We start from the raw sequence: 10,658 nt of genomic DNA, 5'->3' as shown, positions 1-10,658 counted from the left end.
GACAATTTTAAAAGTCTATTTTCCATCTCCATTTAAATCTCCTCCTCAAAAGGAGATTTAATTCTGGATTTATGCTTTGTAAAAATCACTTATTGGGAGGACACCCACGATTACTTATGGATGGGACGTTGCGAAAAAGAAGTCATTAAAAATTGGAAAGATGAACTTTATTTTTATTTTGACGATAAATAAATTTCATCTTTTGCATTTGATTAAGCTAATATTTTTGCTAGGGAACATAACAAATATAAGGAAGCCCTTGTTTGTTGAATTTCTCTAACATGCCTCTTATTATACTTAATAAAGCATGTAAATACGACTAAAGAATTATCAAAAGATATTTCACTTAATTTCCATGAAAAATTTGATAAATTATTTTGAATTTGTTGAATATTCGTTATTTTATTTTTTAAAATGGCAATGGATAAATAAAATCCATGAAATGATTTTTCATCTTTTAAAAAAGGATCCATTGGAAAACCATATTCTGCCAAACAAATATCTGTATTCATTTCTTTTAAAGTGCTTGCAGCAAGATAAGAAACTAAATCCTCTGGATTTTCCAATTGATTTTGAATTATTTTTTCTGGAATATTTAATAATTTTTTCTTAACATAATCAGAATTAGCAACAATAGATCCTTTTAAAATAGAAGGATCATGAGTATAAACGCTTAATTCTTTGCTTAGATATCCAGCACAAGAAGTTTCACAAAACGATAGTGACAAATTTTGCTGTTTTAATAAATAAACTAAATAAGAAGACACTTTTCTTTCATCAACATATAAAATATGTTCACCAAAAGCTTTTTCTACTTCATTAGAAAATTCATTTTTTAAATAATTTTCACATTCTTTTTTTTGAAAATCCGTATTTGCAAATAAGGTAACAGTATAAGAAACGTAATAAGCATGAGCCTGATAAGAAACAGAAGCTGTCGGATATTTAGTAATTAAGTTCTTTTCAGCAATATTTATGGCATTCTGCATAAAAGATTCGCCCATAAAAAAAACTTGCCAGCTTAATGAAACAGGCATATGGGAATGATTTTCTAATTTTGGTAAGACATGCTCTAAAAACATTCCTTCCATTTCATAAGGCACGCCAGGCATACTATAAATTGTTACATTTTTTGAAAACTTTTTACCTGTTACACGGAATCCTGCTGCTGTTCCAAGTTTATTAGGTAACAATTGGCAATCTTTTGGTAAATGAGCTTGTTTTTTATTGCTTTCTGGAATTTGTGTGCGGCCTGCTTTTATAAAAAAATCGGCACAAGCATCCCAAGCTACTTGATTGAATTCGGTTGGAATAGCAAAGAATTTTGCAACAACATCGGCTGTTAAATCATCTGATGTGGGCCCGAGTCCTCCAGTCATAAAAATGATATCTGATTTTTCAGCTAAATAATTTAAACAATCTAATAAATCATTTTCATAATCACCACACATCATGGAGGCTCTAACGGATACTCCAATTTTTCTTAAATGCATTCCAATAAAAGGGCCGTTCGTGTCTTTCGTTTTTGCAGATAAAACCTCATTTCCTGTAATAAGTAATCCTGCTGATATCATGAGCTCATCTCCTTAACGAAAATATATTTAAAAAAGTATCAAAATACTTTTTATCATTCAACACATTTCCATATCTGATCCGATTCATCAAATATCCAAAATGAACCATTGTTTTGAATTAATTTATTTCTAAATTCGGATGCAAAAAGTAAATCCATATTTTGTGCACTTTGTTCTACAGAAATTTTACCATTTGGATTTAATTCTGTTCGAACACTTCCTGGATGTATACTTAACATAGCAATTTCTTTATTTTCCGCTTTTAATTGAAGTGCAGCTTGTTTTGCAAATTGTATTACCGATCTTTTTGTTAATCGATAGGAAGCATTTAAGTAAGAATCCCGGAATACTTGTCCCATTGTACTAGACATAAATGCAATCGTTCCATCTTTATTCATTAATTCCATAAAAATATTATTTGATTCTATTAATCCAAAAACATTGGTTTCATAGACATGTCTTAAATCTGCCATTGTTAAATTTAAAGCATTTAAATCTTCTGCATTAGGATCAATAGAAGATACTCCTGCATTTTGGATGATTAAATTTAGTTTAACACCATTTTTTTGTAATAAATTTTTTAAATTTAAAATAGAACCAAATTTTGATACATCTAAATATAAAGATTCAAAAATATTTTTATTCTCAAATGTTACTTTGTTTCGAGAAGTAGGGAGAACAGCAAATCCCTTTTCTGCAAAATAATTGACAAGGGCAGCTCCAATTCCTCTAGAAGAACCCGTTACTAACACAATTCCTTTGGGTTGATGACAGGCAACCTCTTTTAACCATTTTTGCAATTTATTTGAAACAGATTCTTCTGGATCCCAGATAGGTACTTCTCTGTCATTTACAAATAATTTTGGAGTAACATGACATCCTGATTTTTCAATCATAGCACTTACACCACAATATTTTGTAAAACTAAGTTGAACACAGTGAGCAACACGTTCAATATTTAATTTCTCACCTGTTACCTTATAAGTTAAAACACATTCTTTAAAAACTTTAGGATGCGTTTCAGTTTGGGTTGCTTCGCATTCAACCACCAATGAGTGTAATGGCTGTCTCATTTTATTTAAACTACTCACTACATCTACAGAAGTACATGTAGCCATTCCTTGTAAAACAATTTCTTTAGGATTAGGTCCTATTTTTTTTATATCTGGATCATTTTTTATAGAAATATCTATATTTGCACCTTCATCACATTCTGCATAAAATTCCCAATCATGTGGATAAGGCCTCGCATACCAATGGGCTTTAATTTTCAAAACAATTACTCCTATTATATATTCATTAAATCAATGAAATGTTTTTAATTGTCCATTTTGAATAATATTTATAATATCAAAATTATGTCTATTTAAAACGAGCAAATCAGCATCAAATTGAGGAACGACTCTCCCCTTTTTAAATAAAGAATTTTCATTATCAATCCCCAAACATTGGGCTGCATTTGTTGAAGACATTTGAAGAGACTCTTCTAAAGTTACAAGATTTTTAGATAATATATTTTTAAAAGCATCATATACAGTAATTGCCGACCCTGCTAAAGTACCGGATTGATCAACATATTTTCCATTTTTAACAAATATTTTATTTTCATTAATATAAAAAGATTCTAATTCAGTTCCCACAGGAGACATGGCATCAGAAACCAATATGAATTTATTTTTAGCTTTCGTTTTAAATGCTAATTTAATTGTATCGAAGGAAACATGATGTCCATCTGCAATAATTCCACACCATGAACTTTCATCCAATAAAGAAGCTCCAACAACACCTGGTTCTCTACTACTTAAAGGAGAGCATGCATTAAATAGATGAGTTACACCTTTAATTCCTAATTGAAAAGCTTCATTCATTTTATCAAATGTAGCATTGGTATGACCTGCAAAAACAATTACTTTTTTTTCTATAAGTCTCTTAATAAAACTAACTTCAACCATTTCTGGAGCTAAAGTAACTAATACAATCCCATTTTTTATTTTTAGGATATTATCAATATCAGCTTCATTTGGTAAACGAATAAATTCGGAGGGATGAATTCCTTTTTTTTCATTATTTAAAAAAGGGCCTTCCAAATGAATTCCTAAAATTCCTCTCATTTCCTGAGATAGTGCTTTATGAATACAAGAAATTGCTGATGAAATTTTATTTTTATCGTCGGTTATAAAAGTAGGTAAAAAAGAAGTTGTTCCAAAAGATAAATGTGCTGATGCAATTTTTTTTAGTTGCTCAATGGAAGGATCGTCATTAAAAAATGCTCCTCCTCCCCCATTTAATTGTATATCTATAAATCCAGGGCAAACAATATTCTTATTTACATCAATTTCTTGATAATTATTTTTATTTTTTTTTGAAGAGATATCTATTATCTTTCCATCTTTAATATAAATATTTTTATTTTTTAAAAAAGAATTTCCATCAAATAAACATGCATTAGTTAAACAAAGCATAATTAGACCTCTTATGGAATATCAATCATTTGTTATTGTGATTGATATTTTTTCTTATCATAAGAAGGGCTCCATCGCACGCATCACCTTGGGGTTTAGCGAGTCTTTTTTTAAGGGATGGCTTTAAAAATTCGAGGATAAAAGGAGCAACACCACCAAACAAAACAAAAGGAAGTTTATCTTTATTTTTTTCTTTTTCATCTAACGCTAAAATAATTTTTTCTATATGTTTTGCAGATAACTTTAAGAGTTGAATGGCTAGCTCATCTCCTTTATCTGCAAATTTAAATACATCTCTTGCAATTTCTGCAAATTGACTTGCATTTGCATAACAAGCCCATTGTGTAATTTCTTCTACTCGGCCTTTAAATTTTTGCTTTAAATATTTTAATAAAGGAGAACCTTCACCCCTACCATCACAAAAATACAAAAGCATTCTAATTGACTCTAAACCCAACCAAGCAGCACCTCCCTCATCACCATGAGGGAATCCCCAGCCACCCACTTGTCGCTTTGCATTGCGATCTATTTTTAATCCAACGACACCTGTTCCTACGATAATAACCGATCCTGGTTTGCCCGCATGAGCACCAAGACAAGCAATATAAGCATCGGATTGAACTACTAAACTAGCGAAATTAAATTTATTTTTTCTTTGTAAAAATCCTTCTCTTGCTGAAGGAACTTCAAAACCAGCCACTCCAATCCCTGCATGTATCCGAATATCACTTTTATTTATTAATTTTGATTTTTCTAATGCTTTGTTTAAAGCGTAATCGATAGACTGGTAAGTGGTTTCTATAGAAAGACGAATATTTCCAGGACCAGAAAAAGTCTCCGCAAGAACTTTTCCATCGGACGTTTCCAGTCGAAGATGGGTTTTACTGCCACCGCCGTCAATGCCAACAAAAAAGTCCTTTTCCATTTCTAATCTTTTTCCTCAACAATTCTTTAAGATAAGCTTTGTAAAGGCCTTGCATTCATAGCAAATATCTTCTTAAAATTTTTAATTTGATCTTCAGAAACTTCAATTTGATCTTTAACCACATACCAAGTTACAATTTCAGAGCAAGGAGGAGTTGTTAAGGATCCTGGATAAGTATAATAGTCCTTATCTTTAGGGATCAATTCAATCGGATTCATAGTTTCTTTATCTACAGTCACTTCACCTTGTTTATTAGGCAAATTACTAAACATTCCCGCTAATGCAGAATTCTTTTTCCCTTTTTTTAACAAAACTCCTACAACAGCAAGACCATCCGCATTTTTATTTACAAAATGGACTTCAAGTTCTGTTCTTTTCCCTTTGATGGCATGCTCACTTGGCGTATGAAAATGAAATTGTAAAAGATCATAACTATTTCCACCAATTGTGATTTTACTCCCTTTTGGGTAATTCATTTGAATCGTATGACCATTATTTAATATTTTTAAGGGGGCACTTACATAGGAAAACATTAAATTAGGAAGAGATTTATTTTCTTTAATATTTGAAGAGTTAATATCAATTGGAGATTGTCTTTTACCAACGGAACAAGGTTTTGTTGCGGGTTCTAAATTACCCCATTCTTTAGGACCATGTTCACCTACATAACCCCAGTGTGGTCCTTCGGAATATGCAAATAATGAATAACTCATTAAAGCAATACTTGAGGCAAAATAAAAGACTTTCTTTTTCATTCTCCATTCCTTTCAAAAAGAGGATTGAAAATTAACTTCAGACAAAATATTCATCTTTCCTGTATTTTACTTTTTCTTTAGTTATAGTTTACAAGTGAATTTCTATATGAGCAATCCTTAGATTTTTACTAAAATTTAAGAACGAGGGACAAATGACAAAATATTGGGCAAAACGTTTCAGAAATATAATTCTTACAGGGATGCCAGCAACTGGAAAATCTTTATTTGGGAAAATATATGCTCAACACAGTGAACGATTTTTTCTTGATTTCGACCAATTTATAGAATCAACTACAAAAAAAACAATTCCTCAAATTTTTGAACAAGAAGGAGAAGAAGGCTTTCGTGCTCTTGAAGACAAAATTTTATTAAAATTGGAAAGACGTCATAATTTTGTCATCGCAATGGGTGGAGGCACTTTAATTAAACCTGAAAATATCGCTTTTGCACGCAAGCTTGGCTTAATTGTGTTATTAGATCTTGCTCCAAGTGAAATCGCAAACCGAATATTTGCTCAAAAAGAAACAAGACCTATGTTTTCAAAATGCAATTCTCTTGAAGAAACACAAATTATTGTGAATGAATTGATTGAAAAAAGAAGCTCTGCATATGAACAAGCTGATGTCATTATTGATACAACATATAATACAATAGATTCTTTAAAATTGCATTTAGCTTTAATTGAACGCCGAGCTGGCAATCGTGAATATATGCAAGATGTTTATAATATCATAAATAAACGGGTTAAACCTCAAAGTAAATGGACTGAAAAAGAAGAAGATGTTGTTGTTGATGATGCCACAATTTAATTCAATTGATGTATAGAAATGGTTTTAATAATAATGAATATTAAAAAAATATATAAATATTTATATTTAATTTTATTAATAAATATTTTTAATCAAAAAGTGTTTTCCACCGAATCTTACGATGAGCCTAAAGTTAATTACGATATTCCTATTCAAAAAAAAGAATTTAATATGGGAAAAAATGAATATGGGGATGCCGATCTGATAAGAACTTGTTATCAATACTCAGACTCCATATTAGTTGAAATAAACGACAAAGGAAATAAAGGGGGAGCTTTAATTGGTATTGAACCCTCAAATAATAAGACAAACTTTTTAAACACATGTAAAAAAGATTATTCTAAATTTAAAATAAAAATGACTGCGGATGGTTACTTTGGTGGCAAAATAAATCATTATATTATAAATAATGGGGATGATGGATATGGAGCTCAGTATCTCTTTCAAATAAATAAAATAAATAACGACAAAATTATTCCTGTTTATGAAGATATAAGACATTCCATGAAAAATTATAAATACATAAGAAACCCAAATCATAAACTGGGAGTTCGATATTGGAAAAATTTAAAAGCAGATTTTGATTGTTCTGTTTATGAAAAAAATTGTTTAGAAAAAATTAAAATATCAAACAAAATACCGGTAAATTTAAATTATACGGATTGCTTAAAAACGATAAAAGAGGAAATTAAAAGACTTAAAAAATATTCCGTTGATCCCTCTTCTTTAAATACTCTATCGGGCAATCATTTTTTTATTTACATTGAAGTTCCAGACATTGAAAAAGCTGAAAAATATAAAATTTTAAGTAATAAAATAGCTTGTTCATATATTCCTTAAAAATAAGGTATTATGAGTTTATTTTTTTAATTGCAACTTTTTCATTTTTAATTGCAAAGTACTTCTTGCTATACCAAGTTTTTTAGATAATTTTGTTATATTTATTTTTTCCTTTGAAATTTTTTGAAAATACTTTTCCCAAAGAATTTCAGTCATTTTTTCATAACTTAAAAATTCTTGATTTTCATTTTTAATAGGGATTTTAATAAATTCATCTTCATTATTTTTAATAAATTGATTTAAATCTTTATTTTTTAATAAAATTCTTTCAGGTATCCCTAAAGGAGTTAAAATTTTATTTGTTTGATGTTCTGTCATAGCACGAAGGCAATTACGTAGTTCTCTTACATTTCCCTCATTCCAAGAAAGCTGGCATAAAACATTTAAAGCTGTATTTTCTATTTTATATGGCCCTCCTTTCATTGTTCGACAAAAATACAAAATAAGATCGGGGATTTCTGATTTTCTTTCTCTTAAAGGCTTTAAAATAATTTCGGTTTCACAGAGTCTTTGCCAAAGATCGTTTCGAAACAAACCTTCCTTCACTCTTAAAATTAAAGGAACATTAGAAGCTGCAATAAATCTTATGTTAATTTTTCTTGCAACAGATTCTCCAATTCTTGTTACCTCTTGGTTTTCAAGAGCTCGCAATAACGCTACTTGTGCACTTTGAGACAAACTAGCCACTTCATCTAAAAAAAACCATCCACCTGAAGCAGACTCTAACAATCCCGGTTTATTTGAATTTGCTCCAGTAAAAGCACCTTTTACATAACCAAATAATTCACTTTCTAATAAACTAGGAGAAATACTGCCACAATTCATTTTTACAAAAGGAATATTTTTAGCATAATCTTCAAATAGTTCTGCGACAACTTCTTTACCAGTCCCAGATTCTCCTTCAATATATACAGAAGTAATAGCCGAATTCATAATTTGTGGAATTCTCCTGCTAATTTTTTTCATTGATTCACCAGAATATTTATTAAAAATATATTCTTCTTTTTTATTTGAAATATTTATTCCACGCTTGTTCATTACAGATTTTCGAACCTGAAGAATTTTTTCTACAACATTATTTTTTTCCATCTTTTTTGAGATAAATTCGTCTGCTCCAGCTCTTAAACTTTGTAAAATAGTATCGGGATCATCTAAATTAGAGCTCATTAAAATAATAATATTCGGATGATTATTTTTTAATTCTTCGACTACAGAAATTCCCGTTTGATTGATATCATCAGATAAATAAATATCTAAAATAGCAAAATCAATTTCAGGTATTTCTTTTATTCCTAATTTAAGATCACGAATCGTTAAAAAGGAAGAAACATGGAATTTTATATTTTTTGGATGTGATTTTAATATTCTTGCTAAATTTTTTAATTCTAAAGGATCATCATCTAATTGAATTAGGTTAAAAACATCCTTATCAGAAGGATATTGATGCTTTAAAACCATATCGCCTCTCATTTTATTTCTTAGTTAAAGAAATTCCCAATAAAAGGCATCGATTCATTCGTCTAAAAACTTAAGAGAATTTTTTAGGTTTACTTGGAACAGAACAAGATCCACATCCAGAACCACAAGAAGAAGCAGGTGCTTTATTCTCGTTTGTATTTAGCTTTTTCGAAATTATTTTTTGAATTTTCCATTTATAAAGTAAATAAACGGCTGCTATAAATACAATAATATAAACAATAATTTGCTGAGACATAAAAAACCCTTTAATTAACCTACAAAATACTTTGTTACATTAAATACAACAAAAGCAGCAAAGTAAGCTAATCCAATTAAGTAAGTAAACATAATTGTTGGCCAAACCCAAGAATTTGTTTCTCTCTTTGCAACAGCAAGTGTGGAAGCACATTGTGGTGCGAAAATATACCAAGTTAAAAAGGCAAGAGCTGTAGGCAAGCCCCAAGAATGTGAGATAGCAGCGGCAAGACCTTGATGAACGGCTTCCTCATTACCACTAATGGAATATACGGTTCCTAGTGCTGCTACTGCCACTTCACGAGCTGCCATTCCAGGAATGAGAGCAATCGCTATTTGCCAATTAAATCCAATAGGAGTCAAAATAGGTTCAAAGAATTTTCCAATCATTCCCGCAAAAGAATAATCAATTGCTGGATCTGTCGCATTTGCTGGGGGAGCTGGATAGGTACTTAAAAACCAAATTATAATCATTAAAGCTAAAATAATTGTTCCTGCTCTTCTTATAAAAATAACGGAACGTTCAAATAAACCAAGAGCAACATTTTTAATTCGTGGTAATTTATATGTTGGTAATTCCATTAAAAGCGGATGGAGCTCCCCTTTTAGAAAAAAAGTTTTCAAAATAAAGGCTACAATTAATCCCGCAAGAATACCACTTACATAAAGCCCAAACATCACAAGCCCTTGAGAATTGGCAAAGCCAAACAAGGTAACAGATGGAATAAAAGCAGCAATAATTAAAGTATAAACTGGTAAACGTGCAGAACATGTCATAAGAGGGGCAATTAAAATTGTTATGAGTCTATCGTTTTTATTTTCAATTGTTCTGGCTGACATAATTCCTGGTATTGCGCATGCAAAACTAGATAATAAAGGAATAAAAGCTTTCCCATGTAAACCAACGCCACCCATTAATTTATCCATTAAAAAAGCAGCTCTCGCCATGTAACCAGAGTCTTCTAATAATAATATAAAAAAGAACAAAGTAATAATTTGAGGAACAAATACAAGAACACCGCCAACACCAGCAATAACTCCATCATTAATTAAACTTTTTAGAGCTCCATCAGGCATGACATGTCCAATCCAAGCTTGTAATGACGCCATTCCAGATTCAATAAGTTCTTTTGGATATTCAGGAAGAATAAATACTGCTTGGAAAACAACAAATAATATTGCAAATAAAGTTAAAATACCTAAAACAGGGTGTAATAATATGGAATCTATTTTTTTAGTCCATTCCGATGCTAGCCCTTGTTTTCTATGTGCAGAGCACAATATTCTTTCAACTTCTCTATGGTAAGCACGCACTTCTTGAGCTACTGGCTCTTTCCATTGCATATTAGAAAGGTTTTTAGAATTATTTTCTGTGGAATATTTTTCAATTTCTTTTTCAACAGCTGCAACAAGATCATTGACACCATTTTTTTTGATAGCAATGGTAGGAATGACAGGAACTCCAATTTCTTTTGATAGAATATTTAAGTCAATATCATAACCTCTTTTTTTAGCAACATCCCTCATGTTTAAAGCTAAAATTATGGGTTTTCCCACTTTTTTTAACTCTAAAACGAGGC

The 10,658-nt window shown here is 30.4% G+C and carries 10 protein-coding genes; 2 read left to right on the top strand and 8 right to left on the bottom strand.

Features of this window, described 5'->3' with window-relative positions; all coding sequences use genetic code 11:
• Positions 1 to 212: 212 nt before the first annotated feature.
• Genes ACIQ56_RS09580 through ACIQ56_RS09560 form a run of 5 tightly spaced genes read right to left on the bottom strand, consistent with a single transcriptional unit; the run spans position 213 to position 5,716 of the window.
• The gene (locus ACIQ56_RS09580) at positions 213 to 1,574 is read right to left on the bottom strand and encodes a molybdopterin-binding protein (RefSeq protein ID WP_397600841.1); all 1,362 of its coding nucleotides are present in this window, start codon (positions 1,572 to 1,574) and stop codon (positions 213 to 215) included.
• 53 nt (positions 1,575 to 1,627) lie between these two features.
• On the bottom strand, positions 1,628 to 2,848 hold the full coding sequence (locus ACIQ56_RS09575) for an SDR family NAD(P)-dependent oxidoreductase (RefSeq protein ID WP_397600840.1): 1,221 nt from the start codon (positions 2,846 to 2,848) through the stop codon (positions 1,628 to 1,630).
• A 30-nt stretch (positions 2,849 to 2,878) separates the two neighbouring features.
• Positions 2,879 to 4,036 (bottom strand): N-acetylglucosamine-6-phosphate deacetylase, encoded by a 1,158-nt coding sequence (gene nagA, locus ACIQ56_RS09570; RefSeq protein WP_397600839.1) that lies wholly within the window; start codon positions 4,034 to 4,036, stop codon positions 2,879 to 2,881.
• 25 nt (positions 4,037 to 4,061) lie between these two features.
• Positions 4,062 to 4,961, bottom strand: coding sequence for a BadF/BadG/BcrA/BcrD ATPase family protein (locus tag ACIQ56_RS09565; protein WP_397600838.1), 900 nt, complete (start codon positions 4,959 to 4,961; stop codon positions 4,062 to 4,064).
• Positions 4,962 to 4,987: 26 nt separating this feature from the next.
• A complete protein-coding gene (locus tag ACIQ56_RS09560; protein WP_397600837.1) occupies positions 4,988 to 5,716 on the bottom strand; it encodes a carbonic anhydrase in 729 nt (242 codons plus the stop codon).
• Positions 5,717 to 5,868: 152 nt separating this feature from the next.
• On the opposite strand from ACIQ56_RS09560, the gene ACIQ56_RS09555 reads away from it, so the two are divergent.
• Both ACIQ56_RS09555 and ACIQ56_RS09550 read left to right on the top strand, forming a co-directional pair.
• Positions 5,869 to 6,525 (top strand): shikimate kinase, encoded by a 657-nt coding sequence (locus ACIQ56_RS09555; protein WP_397600836.1) that lies wholly within the window; start codon positions 5,869 to 5,871, stop codon positions 6,523 to 6,525.
• 33 nt (positions 6,526 to 6,558) lie between these two features.
• Positions 6,559 to 7,365 (top strand): hypothetical protein, encoded by an 807-nt coding sequence (locus ACIQ56_RS09550; protein WP_397600835.1) that lies wholly within the window; start codon positions 6,559 to 6,561, stop codon positions 7,363 to 7,365.
• 18 nt (positions 7,366 to 7,383) lie between these two features.
• On the opposite strand, the gene ACIQ56_RS09545 is transcribed toward ACIQ56_RS09550, so the two are convergent.
• The 3 genes from ACIQ56_RS09545 to feoB all read right to left on the bottom strand — a co-directional run.
• The gene (locus tag ACIQ56_RS09545) at positions 7,384 to 8,823 is read right to left on the bottom strand and encodes a sigma-54-dependent transcriptional regulator (RefSeq protein ID WP_397600834.1); all 1,440 of its coding nucleotides are present in this window, start codon (positions 8,821 to 8,823) and stop codon (positions 7,384 to 7,386) included.
• A 70-nt stretch (positions 8,824 to 8,893) separates the two neighbouring features.
• On the bottom strand, positions 8,894 to 9,079 hold the full coding sequence (locus ACIQ56_RS09540) for a hypothetical protein (RefSeq protein WP_397600833.1): 186 nt from the start codon (positions 9,077 to 9,079) through the stop codon (positions 8,894 to 8,896).
• Between the two features lie 14 nt (positions 9,080 to 9,093).
• Positions 9,094 to 10,658, bottom strand: a 1,565-nt coding sequence (gene feoB / locus ACIQ56_RS09535) for a ferrous iron transport protein B (protein ID WP_397600832.1), incomplete at its 5' end; no start/stop codon positions are given.

The organism is Silvanigrella sp., from assembly GCF_044369315.1.
Classification (GTDB): domain Bacteria; phylum Bdellovibrionota_B; class Oligoflexia; order Silvanigrellales; family Silvanigrellaceae; genus Silvanigrella.
Note: the sequence above shows the minus strand (reverse complement) of the source record. Positions and strands in the feature narration are given on the sequence as shown.

What these genes read in the sequence shown, in the direction of transcription:
- ACIQ56_RS09580 (WP_397600841.1), bottom strand. Translation starts at nt 1,574, where the DNA reads ATGATATCAGCAGGATTACTTATTACAGGAAATGAGGTTTTATCTGCA.
- nagA (WP_397600839.1), bottom strand. Translation starts at nt 4,036, where the DNA reads ATGCTTTGTTTAACTAATGCATGTTTATTTGATGGAAATTCTTTTTTA.
- ACIQ56_RS09565 (WP_397600838.1), bottom strand. Translation starts at nt 4,961, where the DNA reads ATGGAAAAGGACTTTTTTGTTGGCATTGACGGCGGTGGCAGTAAAACC.
- ACIQ56_RS09560 (WP_397600837.1), bottom strand. Translation starts at nt 5,716, where the DNA reads ATGAAAAAGAAAGTCTTTTATTTTGCCTCAAGTATTGCTTTAATGAGT.
- ACIQ56_RS09555 (WP_397600836.1), top strand. Translation starts at nt 5,869, where the DNA reads ATGACAAAATATTGGGCAAAACGTTTCAGAAATATAATTCTTACAGGG.
- ACIQ56_RS09550 (WP_397600835.1), top strand. Translation starts at nt 6,559, where the DNA reads ATGAATATTAAAAAAATATATAAATATTTATATTTAATTTTATTAATA.
- ACIQ56_RS09545 (WP_397600834.1), bottom strand. Translation starts at nt 8,823, where the DNA reads ATGGTTTTAAAGCATCAATATCCTTCTGATAAGGATGTTTTTAACCTA.
- ACIQ56_RS09540 (WP_397600833.1), bottom strand. Translation starts at nt 9,079, where the DNA reads ATGTCTCAGCAAATTATTGTTTATATTATTGTATTTATAGCAGCCGTT.